Origin of the sequence: Micromonospora sp. CCTCC AA 2012012 (assembly GCF_040499845.1) — a bacterium.
Classification (GTDB): Bacteria; Actinomycetota; Actinomycetes; order Mycobacteriales; family Micromonosporaceae; genus Micromonospora; species Micromonospora mangrovi.
The window spans coordinates 3,495,762-3,520,199 of the sequence record NZ_CP159342.1 but is presented as its reverse complement, the minus strand read 5'-3'; the positions used below and the strand labels follow the sequence as shown (position 1 = coordinate 3,520,199).

Annotated in this window: 23 protein-coding genes and 5 tRNA genes; 16 read left to right on the top strand and 12 right to left on the bottom strand. The window is 72.9% G+C overall.

Translation table 11 applies throughout. The features are described from left to right. Positions 1-29: 29 nt before the first annotated feature. Positions 30-1,109, top strand: a complete 1,080-nt coding sequence (locus tag ABUL08_RS15295; protein WP_350930584.1) for a GNAT family N-acetyltransferase — start codon at positions 30-32, stop codon at positions 1,107-1,109. A gap of 179 nt (positions 1,110-1,288) precedes the next feature. On the opposite strand, the gene ABUL08_RS15290 is transcribed toward ABUL08_RS15295, so the two are convergent. Then, a complete protein-coding gene (locus ABUL08_RS15290) occupies positions 1,289-2,854 on the bottom strand; it encodes an aldehyde dehydrogenase family protein (protein WP_350930583.1) in 1,566 nt (521 codons plus the stop codon). A 353-nt stretch (positions 2,855-3,207) separates the two neighbouring features. After that, positions 3,208-3,993: an LPXTG cell wall anchor domain-containing protein gene (locus ABUL08_RS15285; protein ID WP_350930582.1), complete on the bottom strand. Its 786-nt coding sequence runs from the start codon at positions 3,991-3,993 to the stop codon at positions 3,208-3,210. Positions 3,994-4,374: 381 nt separating this feature from the next. Here ABUL08_RS15285 and ABUL08_RS15280 point away from each other — a divergent pair, with 381 nt between their 5' ends. Together ABUL08_RS15280 and ABUL08_RS15275 are read left to right on the top strand one after the other, a co-directional pair. Continuing rightward, a complete protein-coding gene (locus ABUL08_RS15280; protein WP_350930581.1) occupies positions 4,375-7,242 on the top strand; it encodes a glycoside hydrolase family 9 protein in 2,868 nt (955 codons plus the stop codon). A 183-nt stretch (positions 7,243-7,425) separates the two neighbouring features. Beyond that, complete coding sequence (locus ABUL08_RS15275; RefSeq protein WP_350930580.1) at positions 7,426-7,956, top strand: DUF488 domain-containing protein; 531 nt, start codon at positions 7,426-7,428, stop codon at positions 7,954-7,956. Between the two features lie 19 nt (positions 7,957-7,975). Here the strand turns inward: ABUL08_RS15275 and ABUL08_RS15270 are convergent, their stop codons facing one another. From ABUL08_RS15270 to bioB, 3 genes are read right to left on the bottom strand one after another with little or no spacing between them, the layout of a single operon-like run. Beyond that, positions 7,976-8,482: a GNAT family N-acetyltransferase gene (locus tag ABUL08_RS15270; protein ID WP_350930579.1), complete on the bottom strand. Its 507-nt coding sequence runs from the start codon at positions 8,480-8,482 to the stop codon at positions 7,976-7,978. 3 nt (positions 8,483-8,485) lie between these two features. Further along, positions 8,486-8,695, bottom strand: coding sequence for a biotin synthase auxiliary protein BsaP (gene bsaP, locus ABUL08_RS15265; RefSeq protein ID WP_350930578.1), 210 nt, complete (start codon positions 8,693-8,695; stop codon positions 8,486-8,488). A gap of 15 nt (positions 8,696-8,710) precedes the next feature. Continuing rightward, a complete protein-coding gene (bioB, locus tag ABUL08_RS15260) occupies positions 8,711-9,706 on the bottom strand; it encodes a biotin synthase BioB (RefSeq protein ID WP_350930577.1) in 996 nt (331 codons plus the stop codon). Between the two features lie 178 nt (positions 9,707-9,884). On the opposite strand from bioB, the gene ABUL08_RS15255 reads away from it, so the two are divergent. Together ABUL08_RS15255 and bioD are read left to right on the top strand one after the other, a co-directional pair. Then, positions 9,885-11,021, top strand: a complete 1,137-nt coding sequence (locus ABUL08_RS15255) for an 8-amino-7-oxononanoate synthase (protein ID WP_350930576.1) — start codon at positions 9,885-9,887, stop codon at positions 11,019-11,021. Continuing rightward, positions 11,018-11,749: a dethiobiotin synthase gene (gene bioD / locus ABUL08_RS15250; protein ID WP_350930575.1), complete on the top strand. Its 732-nt coding sequence runs from the start codon at positions 11,018-11,020 to the stop codon at positions 11,747-11,749. The genes ABUL08_RS15255 and bioD overlap by 4 nt, the downstream gene beginning before the upstream one ends. Positions 11,750-11,786: 37 nt before the next feature. Here the strand turns inward: bioD and ABUL08_RS15245 are convergent, their stop codons facing one another. Beyond that, the gene (locus ABUL08_RS15245) at positions 11,787-12,455 is read right to left on the bottom strand and encodes a class I SAM-dependent methyltransferase (RefSeq protein WP_350930574.1); all 669 of its coding nucleotides are present in this window, start codon (positions 12,453-12,455) and stop codon (positions 11,787-11,789) included. A 151-nt stretch (positions 12,456-12,606) separates the two neighbouring features. Here ABUL08_RS15245 and ABUL08_RS15240 point away from each other — a divergent pair, with 151 nt between their 5' ends. Then, positions 12,607-13,494, top strand: coding sequence for a hypothetical protein (locus ABUL08_RS15240; protein ID WP_350930573.1), 888 nt, complete (start codon positions 12,607-12,609; stop codon positions 13,492-13,494). Between the two features lie 138 nt (positions 13,495-13,632). After that, positions 13,633-14,829: an alkane 1-monooxygenase gene (locus ABUL08_RS15235; RefSeq protein WP_350930572.1), complete on the top strand. Its 1,197-nt coding sequence runs from the start codon at positions 13,633-13,635 to the stop codon at positions 14,827-14,829. Between the two features lie 64 nt (positions 14,830-14,893). Here ABUL08_RS15235 and ABUL08_RS15230 read toward each other — a convergent pair whose 3' ends face one another. Further along, complete coding sequence (locus ABUL08_RS15230) at positions 14,894-15,496, bottom strand: TetR/AcrR family transcriptional regulator (protein WP_350930571.1); 603 nt, start codon at positions 15,494-15,496, stop codon at positions 14,894-14,896. A 249-nt stretch (positions 15,497-15,745) separates the two neighbouring features. Between ABUL08_RS15230 and ABUL08_RS15225 the strand changes: the two genes are divergently transcribed. The 3 genes from ABUL08_RS15225 to ABUL08_RS15215 all read left to right on the top strand — a co-directional run bounded on the left by ABUL08_RS15225 (position 15,746) and on the right by ABUL08_RS15215 (position 16,009). After that, a tRNA-Gly gene (locus tag ABUL08_RS15225) sits at positions 15,746-15,818 on the top strand. Between the two features lie 34 nt (positions 15,819-15,852). Continuing rightward, positions 15,853-15,923: transfer RNA gene (locus tag ABUL08_RS15220), tRNA-Cys, on the top strand. Positions 15,924-15,934: 11 nt separating this feature from the next. Then, positions 15,935-16,009, top strand: a tRNA-Val gene (locus tag ABUL08_RS15215). 157 nt (positions 16,010-16,166) lie between these two features. On the opposite strand, the gene ABUL08_RS15210 is transcribed toward ABUL08_RS15215, so the two are convergent. Together ABUL08_RS15210 and ABUL08_RS15205 are read right to left on the bottom strand one after the other, a co-directional pair. Continuing rightward, complete coding sequence (locus tag ABUL08_RS15210) at positions 16,167-16,406, bottom strand: DUF6458 family protein (protein ID WP_350930570.1); 240 nt, start codon at positions 16,404-16,406, stop codon at positions 16,167-16,169. Between the two features lie 89 nt (positions 16,407-16,495). Then, positions 16,496-16,630, bottom strand: a complete 135-nt coding sequence (locus tag ABUL08_RS15205; protein WP_350930569.1) for a hypothetical protein — start codon at positions 16,628-16,630, stop codon at positions 16,496-16,498. Between ABUL08_RS15205 and ABUL08_RS15200 the strand changes: the two genes are divergently transcribed. From ABUL08_RS15200 to ABUL08_RS15185, 4 genes are all read left to right on the top strand, one after another. Then, positions 16,601-16,673, top strand: a tRNA-Gly gene (locus tag ABUL08_RS15200). The genes ABUL08_RS15205 and ABUL08_RS15200 overlap by 30 nt on opposite strands. 60 nt (positions 16,674-16,733) lie before the next feature. Next, positions 16,734-16,808: transfer RNA gene (locus ABUL08_RS15195), tRNA-Val, on the top strand. A gap of 263 nt (positions 16,809-17,071) precedes the next feature. Then, positions 17,072-19,336 (top strand): PxKF domain-containing protein, encoded by a 2,265-nt coding sequence (locus tag ABUL08_RS15190; protein ID WP_350930568.1) that lies wholly within the window; start codon positions 17,072-17,074, stop codon positions 19,334-19,336. A gap of 54 nt (positions 19,337-19,390) precedes the next feature. After that, on the top strand, positions 19,391-19,795 hold the full coding sequence (locus tag ABUL08_RS15185; protein ID WP_350930567.1) for a hypothetical protein: 405 nt from the start codon (positions 19,391-19,393) through the stop codon (positions 19,793-19,795). A 10-nt stretch (positions 19,796-19,805) separates the two neighbouring features. Here ABUL08_RS15185 and ABUL08_RS15180 read toward each other — a convergent pair whose 3' ends face one another. From ABUL08_RS15180 to ABUL08_RS15170, 3 genes are read right to left on the bottom strand one after another with little or no spacing between them, the layout of a single operon-like run. Further along, on the bottom strand, positions 19,806-20,339 hold the full coding sequence (locus ABUL08_RS15180; protein ID WP_350930566.1) for a hypothetical protein: 534 nt from the start codon (positions 20,337-20,339) through the stop codon (positions 19,806-19,808). Positions 20,340-20,363: 24 nt separating this feature from the next. Then, positions 20,364-22,439, bottom strand: coding sequence for a hypothetical protein (locus ABUL08_RS15175; RefSeq protein ID WP_350930565.1), 2,076 nt, complete (start codon positions 22,437-22,439; stop codon positions 20,364-20,366). Positions 22,440-22,443: 4 nt separating this feature from the next. Then, positions 22,444-23,475, bottom strand: coding sequence for a hypothetical protein (locus ABUL08_RS15170; protein WP_350930564.1), 1,032 nt, complete (start codon positions 23,473-23,475; stop codon positions 22,444-22,446). Positions 23,476-23,729: 254 nt separating this feature from the next. On the opposite strand from ABUL08_RS15170, the gene ABUL08_RS15165 reads away from it, so the two are divergent. Together ABUL08_RS15165 and ABUL08_RS15160 are read left to right on the top strand one after the other, a co-directional pair. Further along, positions 23,730-24,071: a WXG100 family type VII secretion target gene (locus tag ABUL08_RS15165; RefSeq protein WP_350930563.1), complete on the top strand. Its 342-nt coding sequence runs from the start codon at positions 23,730-23,732 to the stop codon at positions 24,069-24,071. 31 nt (positions 24,072-24,102) lie between these two features. Then, positions 24,103-24,387 (top strand): WXG100 family type VII secretion target, encoded by a 285-nt coding sequence (locus ABUL08_RS15160; RefSeq protein ID WP_350930562.1) that lies wholly within the window; start codon positions 24,103-24,105, stop codon positions 24,385-24,387. Positions 24,388-24,438 lie beyond the last annotated feature (51 nt).

The window sequence follows — 24,438 nt, the reverse complement described above, 5'->3', positions numbered from 1 at the left end:
GGGTGAGGACCGGGGGAAGGGAGCCAACCATGGCGCTGTGGCGGATCAGAGCCACCGTGGACGACCGGCCGGGTTACCTGTCGGTGCTCACGGCGAGCCTCGCGTTGCGCGGGGTCAACATCCTCACCGTGCAGGTGCACACGACCGAGGTGGGGGCCGTCGACGACTTCCTCGTCGACGCGCCCGAGCACCTCGACGAGGCCGACCTGCTGGCCGCGGTCGAGCGGGGCCGGGGGCGGGACTGCTGGGTGGCGCGCAGCGAGGCGCGCGGCCTGGTCGACCAGCCGACCCGGGTGCTCGGCCTGGCCACCCGGCTGGTCCGGGATCCGGACGCGACCGGGGAGACGCTGCGCGCCCTGCTCGGCGCGGACGCGGTGACCTGGCGTCCGGTGTCGCCCGGGGCCCGGTCGGGGATCGGCCCGACCAGCATGCTGCTGGCCGATCCCACCGGCGGGTCGTTCGAGCTGCGCCGCTGCGCGCCCAGCTTCACCCCCGCGGAGTACGCCCGGGCGCAGGCGCTCGTCGAGCTGGCGGCCACCGTGGCCCGCCGGGCGGCGGACCAGGTCACCCTGCTGCTGCCGGACGGCGCGGAGCTGCTGCTCCGACCGGCGACCGCGGACGACCTGCCGGGCGTGGTGCAGCTGCACGCGGGGTGCTCGGCCCGCAGCCGGCAGCGGCGTTACCTGAGCGGCGTGACCTGCCCGCCGGCATCCCGGCTGCGTCGGCTGCTGGAGCCGGCGCGGGGGCTCACCCTGGTCGCGACGGCCACCGGCTCCGGCGGGGAGGCGGAGTCGGTGGTCGCGATGGCGAACCTGCTCGGCGAGGGTGACGAGGCCGAGGTGGCGTTGCTGGTGCGGGACGACTGGCAGCGCCGTGGCCTCGGCACCGCGCTGCTGCGTCGCCTGGTCGGGCACGCCGAGCGCGTCGGGTACGCCGCCCTGACGCTGCACGTCCAGGCGGAGAACGCGCCGATGCTGCGGACCCTGGCCCGGCTGGGCCGGCCGACCCCGGTCGAGCGGGACGGTGCCGTGCTGACGGTCACGGTGCCGCTGGGCAGCGGGGTCGGGCCGCCCCGCACCGCGACGGTGCCGGCGGAGCGGTCGCACTGAGCTGACGGTCGCGGGTCGCGGCCTCCGGCGGTGTCGCAACGGCGCGGCACCGGCGGGGTCCGACCGGCGGCCCCTACCGGCGTCGGGAGTTCCGGCGCCATCGGGCCGACCTCCGGTGCGGAGGCGGTGGGACGAGCAGGGCCCCCGGTGCGGGGGCCCTGTTCGTCGTGGAGCGAGGGTCAGGTGGCCGGGTAGCTGCTGTAGTCCGGGAAGTTGCCGTAGAGCCGGCTGTCGCCGCCCACGGTGACCGCCTGCACCAGCAGGTCGCCGCCGACGAAGGCACCCTTCCAGGAGGCGCCCCGGCCGCCGAACGGCTCGTCCCGGTCACCCCGGGAGCGGGGCTTGTTGATGCCCACCTTGAACGCCTGGAGGTCGACCGCCAGCTTCGCCGCCTCGTCGGTGTCGTCGCAGGCCAGCGACGCGACCAGGGCGCCGTTGGAGGCGTTCATGGCGGCCAGCAGCTCGTCGGTGGTGTCCACCACGACGATGGTGTCGACCGGCCCGAACGGCTCGGCGTGCATCAGCCGGGACCGGCCGGGCGGGGCGAGCAGCACGGCCGGCGCCACGTACGCGGAGGTGTCCTGGCCGTCGAGGAAGGGCGCGCCGTCGAGCTTGCCCCGGTGCAGCGGCACCGCGCCGCCGCGTACCGCCTCGTCAACCTTGCGGCGCAGCTCGTCGGCCTTGGCGCCGCTGATCAGCGGGCCGAAGTCCAGCTCGGGCAGCGGGTCGCCGGCCTGCCAGCTCTCGTCCACGGCGAGCGGGTGGCCGAAGCGGACCGAGCGGACCACCGGCAGGTACATGTCGAGGAACTCGTCGACCAGGTCGCGCTGGACCACGAACCGCGGGTACGCGGTGCAGCGCTGCTTGCCGTACTCGAAGCCCTTCTTCAGGTGGGCGGCGAGCAGGTCCCACTGGGAGAAGTCCCAGATGCCCCAGGCGTTGAGGCCCTCCTGCTCGATGAAGTGCCGCTTGTCGGAGTCGAGCAGCGCGGCGGCGACCTTGCCGCCGTTGGAGCGGCCGCCGACGAAGGCGACCGCGCCGATCTCGGGGGCGCGGACGAGCACCTCGGAGAGTTCCTCGCCGCTGCCGGAGAGCAGCGTGGCGGGCAGCCCGGCCCGACGCATCAGCGCGTGCGCGACGGTGAGGCAGACCGCGCCGCCCTGGGACGGCGTCTTGGCGATCACCGCGTTGCCGGCGAGGAGCTGCACCAGTTCGGCGTGGACCAGCACGCTCATCGGGTAGTTCCAGGAGGCGATGTTGCTGACCGGTCCGGGCAGCGGCTCCCGCCCGTCGGCGAGCATCCGGTCGATCTCCTGGACGTACCAGCGGACGCCGTCCAGCGCGCGGTCCACGTCGGCGCAGGCCAGCCGCCACGGCTTGCCGATCTCCCAGACCAGCAGCATGGCGAGCAGGTCGCGGTGGGCGGTGAGGGCGTCCAGGGCGTCGGTGACCCGGGCCTTGCGCTCGGCGAGCGGGGTCTGCGCCCAGTCCCGGTGCGCGGCGGCGGCGTGCGCGACGGCGGCGCGGGCCGAGTCGGCGTCGAGGCGGGCCAGGTCGACCAGGACGGTGTTGTCGACCGGGGTGCGGACCGGGGTGGGTGCGCCGACCGCGCGCCAGTCACCCTCGATCAGGTTGTGCAGCCGGGTCCGGCCGTCGGCCGAGGACCCGAAGGCCTCCGGGGTGGCGGCCACCGCCCGGGCGAGGGTGTCGGACCAGGCGGTGCCGTCGGCGAGTCTGAGAGCCATCGCGATCTCCTCAGGGTTGACCGGGGGAGCGGCGGCGTCGATGGCACCGCTGATGTGGCGTACTGTCCCGCGCCGCCGAGCGTGGCGGCAACCGTACGCTCGTATGCCAGGACACCAGGCCCGCCGCCGGGCACCGACCGCGCGCCCGCGCGGCCTCCGCCCACCGCGCCTGACCTGGAGGTACGCATCAAAGCAATCGATTAACGTCGATGATGTGATCCATCTCCGGGCGTCGTCGACCGGGTTACCCGTCAGTACGGATCAACCCGTCCGACGGTTCAGTGGCCGGCCCGGAAATGCGGAACCGGCCGCCGGACGAGGTCCGGCGGCCGGTCCGGGCGTGGACCCGAGCGTCAGCTGGTGAAGGTGATCCTGTCCCGTCGGCGGCGCAGCGCCATCAGCACGACGCCACCCACGATCAGGGCGAGACCGGTCAGCGAGATGCTCGTCGCCGCCACGCCGGTCAGCGGCAGGCCGCCCTCGGTGCCGGTGCCGCCACCACCGCCCGCCGGGCCCGACGGGTTGACGGACGGGTTCTGCGACGGGTTCTGCGAGGGGTTCCCGGAGCCGCCCGGCGTCGGGGTCGGCGTCTCCCCGCCCGGGGTGGACGGGGTCGGCGTCGGCGACGGCGACCCGGTGGACTCGCACGGCTGGAGCCAGAACACCTTGTGCTTGTCGTCGAACGCCTTGCCGTCGGTCAGGTCCACATCGAGCTTGATGTGGTAGCCCTGCTTCGGGTGCCGCGTCAGGCCGGTCAGGTCGAGGTCCTTCGCGGAGAGCCTGATGACCTCGTCGTGGTCGTTCTGCGCGCCGGAGGCCGGGTCGTCGCTGATCAGCACGCCGGTCTTCGACCAGACGACCTTGTCCTTCGGGCTGCTCGACGGCGGCTGGGCCCAGAGCGTGATGTTCGCCTTCTGGCCCTCGTCGAAGTTGAAGAACTCCAGCTCGAAGTCGCAGGTGACGTGCGGCTGGTTGTCGACCTTGTCCTCGAACGGCGCACCGTCGATCTTGACGGTGCCGTTGTCGCCCGGCGGGTTGTGCGGATTGCCGGTCGCCATGGCCGGGGCGGCGAAGGCGAGGCAGGCCGTGGCGGCGGCTGCGGTGAGGGCCGCGCGCGCCACGTGCCGACGCTGTGGCATGAGGAATCCTCCGAAATGGGGAGAGGGGACGGCACATGATCCCATCCGGCTCCTCCGGTGCGGGGATCGGACGATCGGCCTGAGCTGGGACGACATGCCGGCGGGAAGTGCGGCACGGGCGAGTCGGGGCCAGTTTCGGCGCGTGTCGTCGTAACGCGGAACGGGTTCCCGGCGCTGCGTCCGTGCCCGCGACGGACCCGGCGGGCCGGCGGAGCGTCTTCACAAACCGGTGACGGCGGCATTACATTGTCGCCTATCCATGGGAGCGCTCCCGAGGCTGCCACGGTCCACCCCACCACCACCGCCGCCGGCAGCACCGACCACCCGACGTCGCCCCGTCCGGTCGGTGCTGCCGCGCGACGCCACCGACAGGAGTTCGCCATGCACCACCCGATCCGACCGCCGGTGCGGAGCCGACCCTGGCTGCGCCGCCTCCTCGCCGCCGGCGCCGCCCTCACCACCGGCCTCACCCTGGCCGTCGCCGCACCCACGCCCGCTCCGGCGAGCGCCGCCCCCGCGTTCAACTACTCGGAGGCCCTCCAGAAGTCGCTCTTCTTCTACGAGGCGCAGCAGTCCGGGAAGAAGCCGGCCTGGAACCGGGTCTCCTGGCGCGGCGACTCCGCGCTGACCGACGGCGCGGACGTCGGTCTCGACCTCACCGGCGGCTGGTACGACGCCGGCGACCACGTCAAGTTCGGCTTCCCGATGGCGTTCAGCACCACCATGCTGGCCTGGGGCGCGGTCGAGTACCGGGACGGCTACGTCTCCTCCGGCCAGCTCCCGCACCTGCTGAACAACCTGCGTTGGGTCAACGACTACTTCGTCAAGGCACACCCCGCGCCGAACGTCCTCTACGGACAGGTCGGCAAGGGCGACGACGACCACAAGTGGTGGGGTCCGGCCGAGGTGCTGCCGATGGCGCGGCCCGCGTACAAGATCGATGCGAGCTGCGGCGGTGCGGACCTGGCGGGGGAGACGGCGGCCGCGATGGCCGCCTCGTCGATGGTGTTCCGCCCCACCGACGCCGCCTACGCGGACAAGCTGCTCGGGCACGCCCGGCAGCTCTACACCTTCGCCGACACGGTGCGGAAGTCCTACAGCGACTGCATCACCGACGCGGCGTCGTTCTACAAGTCCTGGAGCGGCTATCAGGACGAGCTGGTCTGGGGCGCGATCTGGCTCTACCGGGCCACCGGCGACGCCACCTACCTCGCCAAGGCCGAGAGCGAGTACGACAAGCTCGGCACCGAGAACCAGACCACCACGAAGTCCTACAAGTGGACCCTCGCCTGGGACAACAAGCAGTTCGGGGCGTACGTGCTGCTGGCCGCCCTGACCGGCAAGCAGAAGTACGTCGACGACGCGAACCGCTGGCTCGACTGGTGGACCGTCGGCGTGAACGGCTCCCGGGTGAACTACTCGCCCGGCGGGGAGGCCGTCCTCGACTCCTGGGGCTCGCTGCGGTACGCCGCCAACACCGCCTTCGCCGCGCTGGTCTACAGCGACCAGACCTCCGACGCGACCCGCAAGACGCGCTACCACGACTTCGCCGTCCGGCAGATCAACTACGCGCTCGGCGACAACCCGCGCAACTCCAGCTACCTGATCGGCTTCGGCACCAACTCGCCGCGCAACCCGCACCACCGCACCGCGCACGGCTCCTGGTGGGACAGCCAGACCGTGCCCACCGAGACCCGGCACGTGCTCTACGGCGCGCTGGTCGGCGGTCCCTCCTCGGCCAACGACGCCTACACCGACAGCCGGTCCGACTACGTGATGAACGAGGTCGCCACCGACTACAACGCCGGCTTCACCTCCGCCCTGGCCCGGCTGTCGAAGGAGTACGGCGGCACCCCGCTCGCCGGCTTCCCGGTCGCCGAGCAGCCGGACATGGACGAGCTGACCGTGGAGACCACGGTGATGCAGGCCGAGACCCGGGCCACCGGACTGAAGGCGATCATCTACAACAAGTCGGCCTTCCCGGCCCGCGCGCTGACCACCGCGAAGTTCCGCTACTACTTCCGCCCCGACGGCACCGGCCCGGTCACCGTCACCCCCGGCTACACCCAGGGCTGCCCGTCGCCGTCGGCCGCCAAGCAGTACAGCGCCGACATCTGGTACGTCGAGGTCGACTGCACCGGGTACACCATCGCCCCGGCCGGTCAGTCGCAGCACCGGATGGAGGTCCAGTTCAAGATCGGCGTACCGGAGGGCGGCACCTGGGACCCGACGAACGACCCGTCGTACCAGGCCGCCGCCGGGCCGAACCGGAAGGTGCCGCTCTATTCCAACGGGGTGAAGGTCTGGGGTGACGAGCCGGGACCGGCCACCCCCGACACCACCGCGCCGACCGCGCCCGGCACCCCGGTCGCCTCGGCGGTCACCTCGACCGGGCTCACCCTGACCTGGCCCGCCGCCACCGACACCGGCGGCAGCGGACTCGCCGGCTACGACATCACCCAGGCGCAGGTCGGCAGCGACGCCCTGGTGCTGCTGAGGTCCACGACGAACACCCTCGCCGTCACCGGGCTGCTGCCGGAGCGGACGTACCAGTTCAGCGTGGTCGCCCGCGACGGCGCCGGCAACCGGTCGACGGCCTCGCCGACCGTCAGCGTCACCACCCCGGCCGCGCCCGCCCCGGACACCACCCCGCCCACCGCGCCCGGCACGCCCACCGCCTCGGCGGTCGGCCCGACCGGGCTCACCCTCGCCTGGGGTCCGGCCACCGACAACGTCGGCGTCACCGGCTACCGGGTGTACCGCTCCGGGAGCGTCCTCGTCGGGTCCACCACGGGGACCAGCCTCGCGGTCACCGGCCTTACCGCCGCCACGGCGTACACCTTCACCGTGGTCGCGGTGGACGCGGCCGGCAACGCCTCCGCGGCCTCCGCGCCGGTCACCGTCACCACCGCGGACCCACCGGCCGCCGGCGGCTGCAAGGTCGGGTACGTCACCAGCGACTGGAACACCGGCTTCACCGCCAACATCACCGTCACCAACACCGGCACGGTCGGGATGACCGGTTGGACGCTCGCGTTCAGCTTCCCGAGCACCGGGCAGAAGGTCGGCCAGGGCTGGTCGGCCAACTTCACCCAGACCGGCACCGCGGTGACCGCGTCGAACGTCTCCTACAACGGCACCCTCGCCCCGGGCGCGTCGACGAGCTTCGGCTTCAACGGCACCCACACCGGCACCAACCCCCGACCCACCGCCTTCACCCTCAACGGCACCCCCTGCACCGTCTCCTGACGCAGCCCGCCGGTGACCCGGTCGCCGGCAGGTGATGGACAACGAGCGATATGCCTCAGCGGCATGAACATGACGCTGAGGCATATCGCTGATCCGGCACCGGGCCGCCGGCCGTCGTGAGGTCGGACAGATGGTGTTTCCTGCTCAGCGGTAGGTGCCCACGATTCGGGGCACTCTGCGGTGGTGGAGCGGGCGATGGTGACGGTGGGGCACGGGACGGCCGACCGGGAGCGGCTGGGGGAGCTGCTGGGCGGCGCGGGGGTGGCGCTGGTGGTGGACGTGCGGCGGTATCCGGCCAGCCGGACCAACCCGGACGTGCGGCGGGAGGCGCTCGCACAGTGGCTGCCCGAGGTGGGCGTCGACTACCGGTGGGAGCCGACCCTCGGCGGTCGCCGGCACCTGCGGGCCGGCGAACCCGAGCCGGACACCTGGTGGACCGTCCCGGCCTTCCGGGCGTACGCGGCCTGGACCCGCACGCCGGAGTTCGACGCGGCGCTGGACGCGGTGCTCGCCGACGCCGCCGAGCGGACCACGGCGGTGCTGTGCAGCGAGAGCGTGTGGTGGCGCTGCCACCGGCGACTGATCGCCGACGTCACGCTGCTCGGCCGGGGCGTGCCGGTCGAGCACCTGATGCCCGACGGTCGGCTCAGCCCGCACCGCCCCGCCGAGGGCGCCCGCCGGCTCCCCGACGGCCACCTGATCTGGGACGGCTGACCCCGCGCCCCGGCCCCGCTCAGCGCGGCAGGTCGTCGGCGAGCAGGTCCATCAGCAGGCCGTCGTGCCAGCGCCCGTCGGCACCGCGCTCGTAGCGCCGCAGAATGCCCACCGGGCGGAAACCCGCCTTCGCGTACGCCCGGATCGCCGCGGTGTTCGCCGCCGCCGGGTCGACCGTGAACCGGTGGTGGCCGTGCTCGTCGACCAGGTGTCGGACCAGGGTGCGCACGGCGTCCCCGCCGAGCCCGGTGCCGCGTACCGCCGGGTCGAGGAAGACGTCGAGGCTGGCGTGGCGGTAGTCGGGGTCGGTCTCCGCGTACCACTGGATCGCGCCGACCACCCGGCCGTCGTGCTCGATGGCGTAGACGGCCAGCTCGTCGTCGGCCAGGTCGGCGCGGACCGCCCCGGCCAGGTCGTCGTCGCCGCGCCACCAGCGGCGCACCTCCGGGGTGGCGCGGATCGCCGCGAGCGCGGGCACGTCCGCCTCCGTCACCGGCCGCAACGTCACCACCCGTCCCCGCAGCACGCGTCAGCCCCGCAGCTCGCCGTGCTCGACGCAGACCGCCGACCAGCCGACCGGCAGCACCTGCACCTTCATCCGACGGCGGCAGTGCGTGCAGAAGCGCGGCGGCTCCAACGCCCGCGCCGCCGCGCACGCCTCGTGCCCGCCGACCGCGGCGTCCGCACCGCATCGGTCGCACCAGCGCCGCGCCAGCGCGGACCCGGCAAGCTCGGTCACCTCGTCATCACCGCCTCACAGCGTCGCGGAGAGCGCCTTGACCGGCATCTTCAGGTCGTCCAGCAGCTCCAGGTCGGCGGTCGCCGGTCGGCCCAGGGTGGTCAGGTAGTTGCCGACGATCACCGCGTTGATGCCACCCAGCAGCCCGTCCCGGGTGCCGAGGTCACCGAGGGTGATCTCGCGGCCGCCCGCGTACCGGAGGATGGTGCGCGGCATGGCCAGCCGGAACGCGGCGATGGCCCGCAGCGCGTCCTTCCCCTCGACCACCGGACGGTCACCGAGCGGGGTGCCCGGGCGGGGGTTGAGGAAGTTCAGCGGCACCTCGTGCGGGTCCAGCGCGGCGAGCTGCGCGGCGAACTCCGCCCGCTGCTCCACCGTCTCGCCGAGACCGAGGATGCCGCCGCAGCAGACCTCCATGCCGGAGTCGCGGACCATCGTCAGCGTCTCCCAGCGCTCCTCCCAGGAGTGCGTGGTGACCACGTTGGGGAAGTAGGAGCGGCAGGTCTCCAGGTTGTGGTTGTAGCGGTGCACGCCCATCTCGACCAGCTCGTCGACCTGCTCCTGGCTGAGCATGCCCAGCGAGGCGGCGACCTGGATGTCGACCTCCGCCTTGATGGCGGCGACGCCCTCACGCATCTGCTTCATCAGCCGGGCGTCCGGGCCGCGCACGGCGGCCACGATGCAGAACTCCGTCGCCCCGGTCGCCGCGGTCTGCTTCGCCGCCTCGACCAGCGACGGGATGTCCAGCCAGACGGAGCGGACCGGCGAGGTGAACAGGCCGGACTGCGAGCAGAAGTGGCAGTCCTCGGGGCAGCCGCCGGTCTTCAGCGAGACGATGCCCTCGACCTCGACCTCCGGCCCGCACCAGCGCATCCGCACCTCGTGGGCGAGCTGCAGGGCGGCGGGGACGTCTTCGTCGGGCAGGTTGAGCACGGCGAGGACACCGGCCTCGTCGAGGCCGACGCCGTTCTCCAGCACCTGGGTACGGGCCTGGTCGAGGATCTCTGGCATGGCTCGTACCCTACAAGGCCGGTCCGACGGCGGGAAACGAGCGAGGCCGCCCGCCGGACCGGCCGCACCCCGACCATCGGCGGGGCGGCCCGCGCCACGCCGGTGGGGGTGGGGCGGGTGGTAATTTCGCCCGGCGGACGCGCCCGGGAACGGGCCTCGACGGCAGAGAGGAGTGACGGTGGCGGACTGGCTGGCGGCACTCGAACGCCGCGCCGAGCAGCGCGCCAAGGCGGGACTGACCCGTCGGCTGCGCCCCCGCGCCGCCGACGACGCCGTCGTCGACCTGGCCGGCAACGACTACCTGGGGTTGGCCACCCACCCGGAGGTCACCGCCGCCGCCGCGCGGGCGCTCTCCGCGTACGGGCTGGGGGCCACCGGGTCGCGGCTGGTGCGCGGCTCCACGCAGCTGCACCACGCGCTGGAGGAGTCGCTCGCCGACTGGCTCGGCACCGACCGGGCGCTGGTCTTCTCCTCCGGCTACCTGGCCAACCTCGCCGCCGTCCGGGGCCTGGTGCAGCCGCGTACGCTGCTCGTCTCCGACGCCCACAACCACGCCTCGCTGATCGACGGCTGCCGGATCTCCGGCGCCGAGACCGTGGTGACCCCGCACGCCGACGTCGACGCGGTGGCCGCGGCGCTGGCCGCCGCGCCCGGCCGGCCGGCGGTGGTGGTGACCGAGTCGGTCTTCTCCGTCGATGGTGACCTCGCCCCGCTGGCCCGGCTGCACGCCGTCGCCCGCCGGCACGGCGCGCTGCTTCTGGTGGACGACGCGCACGCGCTGGGCGTGACCGGGCCGGCCGGCGCCGGCGGGGTGGCCGCCGCGGGCCTGGCGGGGCAGCCCGACGTGGTGGTGACGGCGACCCTCTCCAAGGCGCTCGGTGGGGCGGGCGGCGTGGTGGCCGGCCCGGCCGAGTTCGTGCGCCACCTGGTGGAGACCGGGCGGACGTTCATCTTCGACACCGCGCTGCCGCCGGCCGTGGCCGCCGGGGTCGCCACGGCGCTGCGGCTGGCCCGCGCCGGTGACCCGCTCCGGGCCGAACTGGCCGACCGGGCGGCCCGCGCGGTGCGCCGGCTCGGCGCGGCCGGGTTGACCGTCTCCGCCCCCGACGCGGCGGTGGTCTCGGTGACCGCGCCGGGTCCGGAGGCGGCGACCGCCTGGGCGGCCGACTGCCGGGACCGCGGGATCGCGGTGGGCTGCTTCCGCCCGCCGTCCACCCCGGACACCCGCTCCCGCCTGCGCCTCACCATCAGCGCCGGCGTGCCCCGCGCCGACTTCGAACGGGCGCTGGACGTCATCGTGGAGACTGCCCCATGAGCGATGGTGCGTGGACCGGACCGGTGCTGGTGACGGGGACGGACACCGAGGTGGGCAAGACCGTGGTGACCGCGGCGATCGCGGCGGCCGCGCAGGCCGCCGGCATGCGGGTGGCCGTGATCAAACCCGGTCAGACGGGTACGGCCACCGGTGACCCGGGCGACGTCGACTCGGTGACCCGGCTGGCCGCCCCGTCGACCGGCCGGACCCTGGCCAGCTATCCGGACCCGCTGGCCCCGCTCGCCGCGGCCCGGGTCGCCGAGCTGGAGCCGCTGGAGCTGTACACCGCCGTCGACGCGATCCGCGCGGAGGTCGACAAGCACGACCTGGTGCTGGTCGAGGGGGCCGGCGGGCTGCTCGTACCGATGGGGTTGCGCCCGTCGGGGGAGCCCTGGACGGTGGCCGACCTGGCGGTGTCGCTGGGTGCGCCGGCCGTGGTGGTGGCCCGCGCCGGCCTCGGCACGCTCAACCACACCGCGCTCACCCTGGAGGCGCTGGAGCGGCGGGCCGTGCCGGCCGGTGTCGTGGTCGGCGCGTGGCCGACGGAGCCGGAGCTGGTGCACTGGTCCAACCTGACCGACCTGCTGCCGAACCTGCTCGGCGCGGTGCCGATGGGCGCGGGCGCGATGGACCCGGGGGTGTTCCGCCGGTCCGCCCCGGGCTGGCTCACCCCGGCGCTCTACGGGGTGCTCGACGACTGGCGGGCCTGGGCCGAGGAGAGCGGCTGAGCCGCTCCCCCCGGCTCCGGAACAGCACGGCGACACGCTAGCGGGTGGCTCCCGGTGGCCTCGGGTCCAGCTCCCACACGTTTGTGCGCTTCACCCGTACGCTCTCCAGCGCCTCCGAGACCGGGACCTCGTAGGCGGCCAGCTCGTGGAAGCGGTCGCGGGGCAGGAAGGCCCGGCCGGGGTCGCCGACGAGGACCCGGGCGCCGGAGCGGGCGGCCCGGAGCAGGAAGCGCAGCATCCGCTTCGCCATCGCCTCGCTGTAGAAGACGTCCCCGGCGAGCACCACCTCGGCGCCGTCGGCGTCGGAGTCCAGGATGTCGCCGAGTTCGGCGTCGACGCGTACCCCGTTGGCCTCGGCGTTGAGCGCGACGGCCGCGACGGCCCGCTCGTCGATCTCGACGGCGCGGACGGTGGCGGCGCCGGCTCGCGCGGCGGCGATGGCGACCAGGCCGGAGCCGGCGGCCAGGTCGAGCACCCGGCGGCCGGCGACCAGCTCGGGGTGGTCGGTGACGTAGCGGGCGAGCCCCTGGCCGCCCGCCCAGGCGAAGGCCCAGAACGGCGGGGGCTGGGAGCTGCGGAACTCGCCCTCGGTCAGCTCCCACAGGCCGATCGGCTCGTCCGCCTGGTGCAGCGACACCTCGGGGACGAACGGGACCGGCGCGAGCCGGGCGTGCAGCCGGACGAAGGCCGCGGAAAGGTCGGACACCCCGCTGATTCTGCCGGGGGCCGGGTCCCGGGCGTGTCGCGGGGCGGCCGTGACCGGTTCACCACTGCCGGTGATTTCGCCCCCCGCGCTTGGCGATCCGTGCGAACACGCCCGTCTACCGGCTTGCCGGGTGCGCCCATAGCGTTGCCAGGTGGACGCGACCGACGGGAGGGCGAGGCGGGTGGTGCGGGTGTGGCGGTACGCGCTGCGGATCGGGGTGGTGCTGACCTGTCTGTCCGGGGCGGGTCTGGGCGTCGCCGGGCCGGCGCGGGCGGCGGCGGCCTTCTCCACGCAGCTGAGCGGCCTGCCGGACGAGTTCACCGCGGGCGACCGGGTGGAGACGCTCTCCGCGGTGGTGTCCCGGCAGGACGGTGGGGACTGCGTCAAGGTGCGCTGGTCGCTGGTGCTCCGGGTGAGCGGGTTGCGGCTGGACCAGGTGAAGATGGACCGGGTCGAGGACTCCGGGGAGTTCCCGCTGGACATCCGGGCCGAGGGGGACGTGGCCCGGTTGACCGACCGGCAGCTCGACCCGGGCACTCTCTGCCCGGGCCGGACGGTGACGGCCCGCTACCGGGTGGCCTTCGCGGAGGACGTCACGCGGGGGCAGGTGAGCTTCGCCGCCGAGGCGTACGACCGGGATCTGCGGCTGCTCGCCCGGCAGACGGCGACCCGGGAGGTGGTCGGGCCGGACGGCGCGGCGACGCCGGCCGAGCCGACGCCGTCGGAGAGCAGCGTCGCGCCGTCGGCCGAGCCGACCGGGGAGCCGGCGGTCACCGATCCCACCGACGGGGGTCCGAGTGACCAGGCGGTGGCCGAGGTGCCGCCGCCCGGAGCGGCCAGCCGACCGGCGGCGCAGTCCGGCGGTTTCGGCGTGGTGCAGGCGGCATTCCTGCTCGGCGGGTTGCTGCTCTTTCTCGGCGCGGGTCTGCTGCTGCGTCTGCGGCACCTGATGCGCCCGGTCGACGGCGTGGACGAGGCGTCGGGGCGGCCGTTCGAGCGCGGTGCCGGGTCGGGGCGGTGGCGGCCGGCGCGCCGCTGACCGGGGTTCGTCGAGGCCGGGAGGGGTGCTCCTCCCGGCCTCTTCGCCGTCTCCGGCGCTTTACAAAAACTCATGCCTTGTAAAACGGCGTGACGACTGCCACAGTCTGAGGTGTCCCGACCGCATCGGAGGCTGACGATGACCAGCGGCACCGCACCGACCGTCCCGTCCCGCACCTGGCGCGACCCCCGCAAACCGCTCTGGCCGCTCGCGCTGCTCGTCCCGGTGCTGCCCTTCCTCGCCTGGTGGGGCTGGCACGCCACCGGCGGCACCTGGGCCTGGTGGCTCACCCCCCTGGTGGTCTTCGGCGCGATCCCGGCGATCGACCTGCTGATCGGCGACGACCGGCGCAACCCGCCGGAGGAGGCGGTGCCCCGCCTCGCGGCCGACGGCTACTACCGCTGGCTGACCTACCTCTATCTCCCCGCCCAGTACGCCGCGCTGGTGCTCTGCTGCGCCGTCTGGGCCGGTGGCCGACTCTCCTGGCTCGGTGCGGCGGGCCTGGTCGCCACCGTCGGGGTGGTCAACGGCATCGCCATCAACACCGCCCACGAGCTGGGCCACAAGCGCGAGACGGCGGAGCGCTGGCTCTCCAAGGTGGCCCTCGCCCCCACCGGGTACGGGCACTTCCACGTCGAGCACAACCGGGGACACCACACCCGCGTCGCCACCCCGGAGGACCCGGCCAGCTCCCGGCTGGGGGAGAGCTTCTGGGCGTTCTGGCCGCGTACGGTCGTGGGCGGGCTGCGCTCGGCCTGGCGGTTGGAGACCAGCCGGTTCCGGCTGCGCGACCGCAGCCCGTGGACGTGGCGCAACGACGTCCTCAACGCCTGGGCGATGACCGTGCTGCTCTTCGCCGTACTGCTGCTCGCCTTCGGCCCCGGGGTGCTGCTCTTCCTGGTGCTCCAGGCGGTCGTCGGCTTCTCCCTGCTCGAGGTGGTCAACTATCTGGAGCACTACGGGCTGGCCCGGCAGCGCACCCCCGCCGGCCGTTACGAGAAGGTGGACCCGCGGCACAGCTGGAACAGCGACCGGACGGTCACCAACGTCTTCCTCTTCCAGCTCCAGCGGCACAGCGACCACCACGCCAATCCGCTGCGCCGCTACCAGACGCTGCGCAGCTTCGACTCGTCGCCGCGGCTGCCCGCCGGTTACGCCACCATGGTGGTCGCCGCGCTGGTGCCGCCGCTCTGGCGGCGGGTGATGGACCACCGGGTGCTCGCTCACTACGGCGGCGACCTCGGCCGGGCCAATGTCCATCCGCCGGCGTGGGACCGGCTGCGGGAACGCCAGCGCGGTCGCGCCGCCGCCACCCCGCGCCCGTACGCCGGCTGACCGTCCCGGAACCGCGCCGGCCGGCCGTGGCACCCCCCGCGCACGTGTCCGGCCGGCGCCCGGGTCAGTCCAGCTGCGCCGGCTCCAACCCCAGCTCACGGGCGGCGACCAGGCGGACCCACTCGCCGATCTGCCGCCGGGTGAGGACCCGCTCGTGCACCGCGAGCTGGACGGCGAGCCCGTCCATCACGGCGTTGATCCGCCACGCCGCCCCGGCGGGGTCGGCGCAGTCGAAGGTGCCGTCGGCCACCCCGGCGGAGATCACCGTGGCCAGGTCCTGCCGCCAGCGCAGGTCGAGGCGGCGGGAGACCTTCTCCAACTCCGGGGTACGCAGCGACTCGGACCAGCCGTCGATCCACATGGACCAGGAGGTGGAGCGGCCGGGCGGGGAGTAGAGCCGGAGCATCCGGCGCAGCTTGGTCAGGGGTGGGGCGGGGGAGCGCAGCACCGCGTCGAGCCGGGCCAGATCCTGCTCCACGGCGTACGCGAAGGCCTGCGCGAGCAGTCGGTCCTTGGTGGCGAAGTGGTAGAAGACCAGCGCCTGGCTGACCCCGGCGGCCTCCGCCACGTCGGCGGTCCGGGTGTTGGCCAGGCCCCGTTCCGCGATCACGTCACAGGCGGTGCGCAGCAGGGCATCCAGGCGGATCTCGGCGGCGCGTCTCGTCACGCCGCTACCGTAACCCATCGACGTGACCACAGATAGTTACCGAGGCGGCCCGTCGGCGATCAGACAAGTCGGAAGCCGGACACCAATCTCCGCGTGTCCGGTGCCGGAACGACCCCACCAGTCTCCTAGGACGCTCTGCGGGAGGTGGCCGTCGGCACCCCCGGCGACGCGCCCGGGGACCCCCGAGTTGGCAACCGTTCCCGGGCTCGGCTAAAGTTCTCATCCGTCACCGGGAAACACCGGAGACGTGCGGACGTAGCGCAGCTGGTAGCGCATCACCTTGCCAAGGTGAGGGTCGCGGGTTCGAATCCCGTCGTCCGCTCGGAGATGCCGCCACGCAGTTCGGGGGCAACCTCGGTGGAGTGGCCGAGAGGCGAGGCAACGGCCTGCAAAGCCGTGTACACGGGTTCAAATCCCGTCTCCACCTCGCATTGACGAGGGCGATTGGCGCAGTGGGAGCGCGCTTCCTTGACACGGAAGAGGTCACTGGTTCAAACCCAGTATCGCCCACCAGCGGAACAACCAGAACGGCCCGTCACCGAACCGGTGACGGGCCGTTCTGCTGCTCGTCCCCCGCCCGCGCGGAGGGCGTCGGCCCACGCTGGCCGACGCCCTCCGGCGTACGGATGATCTCCGCGACCGATCAGCTCCATCGGCCCCGGACGGTGGATCAGAGCGGCGGGGCGATGTCCCGACGCTCCTCGACCCGCCGGTACTCGACCGGCTCGGCCGTGGTGACGACCTGGCGGCGGCGACCCCAGACCAGGGTGGTCATGATGAGGCCGAGCACGCCGGCCGCCATCAGGATCCAGCCCACGACGTCGAGGTCGACCCCGCCGACGCTGGCGTTGAGCGCGAAGGTGAGGATCGCGCCGACCGCGATCAGGAAGATGCTGGTGCCGATTCCCATGACAGCCTCCTTCAGGGGGGATGTGGTGTGCTGTCGCAGGAGTCAGTACCCCGTCGGTGACCTGCACAATCACCTCTTCGTGACGGCAGTCACCGCAGGTGGTCACGCCCGCCGGGGTCACCGCCGGGGCCGGGCGGCGCGCCGATCTTGTCATCGGGTACAGTTCTCCCGTCGCCGACGAAAACCGGCGGCACGCGGACGTAGCGCAGCTGGTAGCGCATCACCTTGCCAAGGTGAGGGTCGCGGGTTCGAATCCCGTCGTCCGCTCGCGATCCGGCCCCCGTCGCGGGGTCGACCACCGCCGGTGTCCGCACCGGACGGACCCACGGGCGATTGGCGCAGTGGGAGCGCGCTTCCTTGACACGGAAGAGGTCACTGGTTCAAACCCAGTATCGCCCACCAGTGAGGCAAGGCTCGTCACCGCAACGGTGACGAGCCTTTTTCCTGTTCAGCGGCCTTACTCCGGCTGATGCCGCCGGGGCAACGGCCGCTTGCCCGAGCCGGTCCGGACCGATGGGTGGGCCCGCCGTCCTCGATCGGCTCGGGCGGCTGTCCGGAATCCGTCGCAGTCATTCTCCGTGACCCGGCTGGCGCGAAGGGTGATCCCCGGCGTCCGCTCGGATGCCACCTTCGTCGGTCACGGGGGCGTGAGGAGTGACATGACCATGCACCGAAGACCCCATCGGCTCTTCTCCGCGGCCGTGGTCGCCGTCGTGGTGCTGGCGGCGGGGCTGACCGTCAGCGCCTCGCCGGCCTCGGCCGCCAACGGCGACCTCGTCCAGCAGACGAGCTTCGCCCAGTCCTGCGGCAGCGGGATCGGGGTCGGCATTGCCTTCGACGGCAAGAACATCTGGTACAGCTGCTACGCCAGCAGCCCTGACCTCTACAAGGCCGATCCGATCACCGGCGCGGTGCTCGCGTCGTACACGGTCGCCGGTGGTCTCGGAGCGCTGGCCTGGGACGGCAACCGGAAGAAGATCTGGGCCGGCTGGGGCGGCGCCGGCACCAGCGGCGACGTGCGGCTGGTGGACCCGGCCACCGGGACCGGCGCGGTGGTCCTCAACGCCGCCGCGGCCGCCTTCGACGAACTCGACGACGGTCTCGCGTACGACGCGCAGGACGACAGCCTCTACGTCAGTCCCGACACGTCGACGACGATCTACCACTACAGCACCGCCGGGGCGAACCTCGGGAGCTTCCCGTGGACGGGGAGCGGTTGCTACAACAGTGGCCTGGCCATCGGCGGGCAACTGCTGTTCCAGGGCTCCGACGGCTGCAACCACATCTGGGTGGTGCAGCGGGGCAGCCACGCGGCCGCCTTCGACTTCGCCACCGGCGCCGGCGGCGTCCGCGACGAGGACCTGGAGTGCGACAGCGTCACCTTCTCGCCGAGGACGGTGATGTGGTCGATGGAGGCGTACGAGCCGCGTCGGGCGATCGCCTTCGAGATCCCGCCCGGCTCCTGCGCCACCGGCGGCGGCGTCGACCGTGACGGCGACGGTCTGCTCGACGAGTGGGAGACCGCCGGGGTCACCATCGACCCGGACGGCGCCGGCCCGACCGCCCCGCAGTTCGTCGACCTGCCCGCGATGGGGGCCGACGTCAACAAGCCCGACATCTTCCTGCAGGTCGACTGGATGCAGGACGCCACCCACAACCAGCGGCTCAGCGCCGCCGCGATCAAGACGGTGGTGGACTCCTTCGCCGCCTCGCCGTACACCAGTCCCACCGGGTCGGTCGGCATCAACCTGCACGTCGACGAGGGCCCGACGAGCATCATGAACCACGCCACGAACGCGACGTGGGGCTCCCTGAGCCGGGCCAACCAGTTGGCGTACACCGCCAACCTCGGCACCTCCGGCCCGGGCGGGTACGACTGGAGCGCGTTCCAGACGCTGAAGGACGCCAACTTCACCCCGACCGGCCGGACGCCGATCTTCCACTACGTGATCGCCGCCCACAACTACGACTCGACCACTTCGTCGGGCATCTCCCGGGGGATCGGCGCCTCCGACCTGATCGTCAGCCTGGGCTCCTTCACCGGCGGCACGGGCACCGACAACGAGCAGGCCGGCACGCTGATGCACGAGCTGGGGCACAACCTGGCGCTGCGGCACGGCGGCGGTGACGACGTCAACTACAAGCCCAACTACCTGAGCATCATGAGCTACGGCTTCCAACTGGGTGGGGTGATCAAGGGCGGCGCGGCCGGCACCTTCGACTACTCCCGCTCGGCGCTCGGCGCGCTGAACGAGAGCAGCCTCAGCGAGCCGGCGGGGATCGGCGCGGCCGGCTACGGCACCCGGCACTGGTGTCCCGCGTCGAGCAGCTACGTGGCGGTGAACAACGCCGGTGGCGCCATCGACTGGAACTGCAACGGCAACGCCACCGAGACGGGCGTCTCGTTCGACGTCAACAACGACTCGGCGACGAACACCCTGAACGGCTTCAACGACTGGGCGAACCTGAAGCTCAAGGGTGGGGCGATCGGACTGGCCGGGGTGACCCCCAGCCTGCCGACGGTGACCGCCGACGAGACGCTGACGGTGGAGGAGGCGAAGAAGGTCCCGCCGGTCAGCCGGTACACCTTCAGCGGGTTCTTCTCCCCGGTCGACAACCCGCCCACGGTCAACGTGGCCAAGGCCGGCAGCGCCATCCCGGTGAAGTTCAGCCTCGGTGGTGACCAGGGCCTGAACGTCTTCGCCGCCGGTTCACCGGCGTCCCAGCAGGTCGCCTGCGACTCGGGTGCGCCGCTGGACGACATCGAGCAGACGGTGAGCGCCGGTAGCGCCACCCTGACCTACGACGCGGTCACCGACCGGTACACCTACGTCTGGAAGACGGACCGGTCGTGGGCGGGCAGTTGCCGCCGGCTCGTCGTCACCTTCGACGACGGCACCCAGCGGACCGCCGAGTTCCGACTGAAGTGACCCGAACGGTCGTGGCAGGGCCCTGCGCCCTGCCACGACCCGGGGAGGAGACGCGTGCCCCGCCATCACCTGCCCGCCGTGGTGCTGCTGGTCGCCCTGGCCGGCTGCACCACCCACACCCCCACCGCCGCCGGCGGTTCGTCGTCGGCCGCCGCCGGCGGGATCTCCACCGAAGAGGCCGCCCGGGTGGCGCCCCTCGCCCCGGCCGCGCTGGCGGCCGTCGTCGCACCCGACGGCGTACGCCTGAGCTGGCCGACGACCGGCGAGGACGTGGCCTACCACGAGGTGCTGCGGCGGAAGCTGCCCGACGGCGTCTGGCGGACCATCGGGCGTACCGGGGGACTGTCCTGGTGGGACCGGCGTCCCGAGCCGGGGCACCAGAGGTACGCGGTCCGCGCGGTCAACCCCGCCCGCCGGGCCAGTCCACTCACCGAGAGCGCTCCGGTCGACTGGTCCTGACCCAGGTTCGTCAGCGACCGATCGAGTTGGCGCTGTCCGGGGTCAGCAGTGGGGAGTCGAGGATGCGGCGTTCGATGAAGCGGACGACCTCGTGCTCCAGGACCTCCGATCTTCGGACGAAGGAGTGCAACTCGCCGGCAACGTCCGAAAGCTCTTCGAGGTCGGAGCTCAGGCGATCGAACTCGTCGGCGGTCACGTAGAAGACGGTCGGTCGCGGCCGGGTGGCGGGATCTGTCCACTCGAACGGCCAGTCGAACTGGTCGGCCGTCCCTGCCCGCTCGTCATCCGGCGTGACGGAATAGTCGGTGAGGAGCAACTCGTGGACGCGCGCCTGCTGCGCGGTGGTGAAGTCGCTGATGTCGGTCGGCACATCGTCCAGCGACCAGGGGCGGGGCGCGGTCACGGCCGGGACGAACGACACCCGGACGAGTTGGTTGAGGTCGAAGGAGTACATGCCCTCGTACAGCGCGGCCTGCTCGGGCTCCTCGTCCCAACTGCGGGCGCGAACCCGGACGTAGTAGTTCGCGGGATTCCCGATCTTCACCGGATCACCTCCTCGGTCCGCACGTTACCGGTCGCCGCCGAGCACTCGACGGACCTCCGGCTCGTACACCGGCTCGTCGCGCTTGCTGGTCACCACGCCGCCGCCCGGGGTCTGCACCTCGAACGCCTGCTCGTCGGTGACCACCCCGCGGGCCTCGTCGTCGACCTGCTGGTCGCGCCGCTCGTCGCTGGTCCTGCGCTTGCTGAGTTCGGGCGAGACGGTGCCGGGCCGGGCCGCGCGGGCGGGCCCGGTGGATCGGGTCGCGGCGCGACTGCGCAGCCCCTGCGGGATCTCCTCCAACCCGGACACCCGGCTGCCGCTGGGCGGCAGGGTGGGCGCGTCGAGCACCGACGAGCCGGCCTCGGCGCGGGCGTCGTCGGCGCCGATCCACTCGGCGCCGGTGGGCGTCTTCCGGTCGCGGTCGCGCTCCGCGGCCCGCCGGTCGGTGCGACCGCGGGTGGCCGGCGGCAGCGACTCGCCCGGCCGGCCGGGCCGGTTGAGTACGGGCGGAGCCGTGCCGTCCCGCCGCAGCAGCTCGCCGGCGTCGCCGCCGGGGCGCATGCTCGGCGGCAGTTCCGCGGCGCTGCCCGGCCGGATCCGACTGCGCTCGCCGGTGGGGTTCTTCAGCACCGGCGGGGTGAGGTTCCCCGACGGACGGCCGAACGCCTCCTCGGCGTCGACCGGCGCGCCCGGGGTCCGGTCGGCGAGGTCCGGGCGGTCCGCGCGGCGGCGGTCGCCGGGGCGTCCCTGCTGGGGCGGCGCGGAGCGGGACGGCTCACCGCCGCCGGGGCGCTGGACGCCGCGACCGCCGTGCTCGCCGTGCTCACCGCCGCCGGGGGTGGGCGGACGACGCAGCGTCCGGCCGGGCGGCTGACCCATGCCGGGTGGCTGGCCGGTGCCGCCGCCGCGGGCGAACGAGTTCCGGGTCAGCTGGCCGGGGTTCGGCGGCTGCTGGCGGCCGGGCGGCAGGCCGGGCGCGCCCTTCTGGGCACCGGGGGGCAGGCCCGGCGCACCCTTCGGCGCGCCGGTGGGCAGGTTGGTCGGCGCTCTGCCGGGCAGCCCATTCGGGCCGCCCGTGGAGAGGAACGGCGGCGGTGCGGGCAGCGGCGCGAACTGCGCCGGGTTCGTGGGCAGCGCGGGGTTCGGGGGCAGGGCCGGGTTCGGGGGCAGGGCCGGGTTCGGCGGGAGCGCCGGTTTCGGGGGCAGCGCGGTGTTCACCTGCGGCACCGGCGGTGCGTTCGGTCCCGTCAGGTTGTTCGGGTTGGCCGCCGGCGGCAGCGCCGGTGGCGGGGCCGGTGCGGGCGCCGGAGGTGCCGGCGGCGGCGGGGCCCCGCCCGGGCCGCCGGTCGGCAGGTCCGGGATGGCGGGCATGGGCGGCGAGCCGGGGGAGTTGAGCACCGCGTCCATCGGCTTGTACGGCGGCCCGACCCCGCCGCTGAGCGCGCTGACGTAGTCGTAGTGCTGGTTGCCGATCTTGTAGGCCAGCTCCTGGGCCTTCTTCTGGTAGGTCTCCTGGACCTCCTGGACCTGCTGCTGGATCTGGTACTTCTCGGCGTCGCCCCAGGTCGTCATCCACTTGCGGCCGGTGTCGAACCACTCGCTGAGCTGGCCGGCCAGGTCGACGTCCTGCGCGTCCTTGAGCTTCTGCTCGTACTCCGCGACGAGGGCGTCGATGTCGCGGCGGGCGTCCTGGGCGATGGTGACGAGGTGCCGCAGCGCGGTGACGTTCTTCTGCGCGGCGTCCATCCACACGTCGAGGTAGGCCAGCGCCTCGCCCGGGCCCTTCCGCAGGAAGGCGTCCCGGGCCTTCGGTGAGTCCCAGTGCTTGTCGTGCAGGAGGTTGCTCTCCTTGAGCACATAGCTGCGCACGTTGTCCAGCACGGTCCAGGCGTTCTGCCACTGGTCGGCGAGCGCCGAGATCATCTCCGGGTGCATGTTGTGGATCCGGGTCTTGATGATCTCGATGGTGGTCGAGTTCCCGTCGCCCGCCTTGGCGGTGAACGGCGCGGACGACAGCTGCGGCTGGCCGTAGTGCAGCTGACCGCTGTACGGGCTGTACCCGTAGTTCGGATCCGCCTTCGCGCCCCAGTAGTCGGCCATCTGCTCAGCCGTGCCCCTTCATGATCGGGTCGTACTGGTTGGCGATCGGCTCCTGGTAGCCGGTCTCGCCCTCGGTGGCGCGGCCGATGACCACCCGGTCCGACACGACCTCCCTGCCGTCCCGCACCACGTACGTCGTCTCGACCCGCTCGCCGGTCGACGGGTCGACCGTCACCTCCCGGCGGCCGGTCGGCGTCTCGTGACCGTTGGTGGCGGTGCTGCTCCGGCTCTCCTCGTTGACGACCGCGCCGTCACTGCCGTACCGCGTCGTGGTGGTGGTCGCGGTGTCGCCGCTCTCGACGGTCTGGACCTGCGAGTTCGTCGCGTAGTCGTAGGTCGTGGTGGTGCGGCTGCTGGTGGTGGAGACCACCTTGCCCTTGCTGTCGTAGATCGTCGTGGTGACCAGGGTGACGCCACTGCCCGGCACGTTCGTCGTGACGGTCTCGCGCACCATGCCGTTCGGGCCCTGGGCGGTGAGGGTCGTCTGGTAGGGGGAGGTGGACGTCTGCTCCGGGGTCTTCCACTCGGCGCTCGTCTCGGGCGGCGGCGCCGCCTTGGCGGCGTTGGCCGCCAACGCCTCCTGGTAGGTCTGGCCGACGTAGGGGGGCAGGCCGTCCGGCCGGGGGACGCTCTTGTCGCCGAAGGCGAAGAGCACGTCGGAGAGCTCGGCGGCACCCGTCGCGTCGCCGGAGCCGTAGATGTCGGCGATGGTCTGCGCCGCCGAGCCGATGTTGAACAGGGTCTGCCCGAGGTTGCTCAGGTAGGCGCTCAGCTCCGACGCGTTCGACTGCAACTGCGAGCGGAGGAAGGCCGCCTCGCCGAGCACCTCGCCGTTGTAGGCCTCGTTCGGCATCTTGAACAGGTGGGAGAGGTGGACGGTGCGCGACATCAGGTCCCGCTGCTGGTCCGCCATGTGCTTGGCGTAGTCCCGCAGACCGCTCAGGTCGACCTCGAGCGGCGTGCCGCCCTCGATCCAGGGTGCGTGCGTGTTCGCGGTGGTCTGCGACGAGTACGGGTTGTCGCCGTCGACGCCCATGATGCCTCCCCGTGACTGGCGATGGATCGCAGTGGAGATCGTAGTGGTCGGATGCCACAATGTTGCGGCCAGCCCGCCCCGGCCGTCGATGTTTCCGGTCCAATGGGGACGGCACGGACAGTGTCCCCGGGCCGGCATGGCACGGCTGGATCCGGGTCGCTACCGTCACGTGCGAGCCGACTCATCGGGTTCGTTCCGACTGGGGCGGGCCGACATCGAGAAACGGGGTGAATCACTTGTCAGGTACTCCCGGCATGGGTCAGGTCCATGCCACTCAGGAGCAGCTGAACGCCATGGCGCAGCGGTGCGAGGACACCGGCCAGGGGATCGCGCGCGGCATGGCGCAGCTCCTCGACCGGGTGCAGTCGCTCGGTGGCGCCGGCATGGCCGGTGCGGCCAACAACGCCCTTCAGGACGTCTCCGTGCAGCTCAACGACGGTCTCACGAAGATCATCAACGCGTTGGACGAGCTGGCCGGCAAGATGAGCAACGCCTCCAAGCAGTACGGCGTGCACGACGAGGACGCAGCGAACGAGATCCGGGCCGCCGCCGCGTCGACCGGCGACAGCTCCGTCATGAGCATCCTGCGCGGCTGAGCGTCCGCAGTCCCCATCGGAGAGGCGAGACATGACCATCACGTACAACTTCGGCCAGATCAACGACGTCGCCACGGCCATCGGCACCTTCGAGGGCATGATGGACCGCGAGCTGAACGACCTCTACACGGCGTTCACCCAGCTCTTCGCCCAGGACTGGAGCGGCCAGGCGGGCACCGCGTGCGACGAGGCGCGGCAGAAGTGGAACCAGGGCGCGACCGAGATCAAGACGGCGCTGGCCGGCGTCGGCGTCAAGCTCGGCGCCTCGGCGGAGCGGATGCAGCAGATCGACCAGCAGATCGCGGCCGGAATGTAGTTCCGGTGGCCGGCAGCCGGTGACCCGTCCGGGTCACCGCTTGCCGGCGCC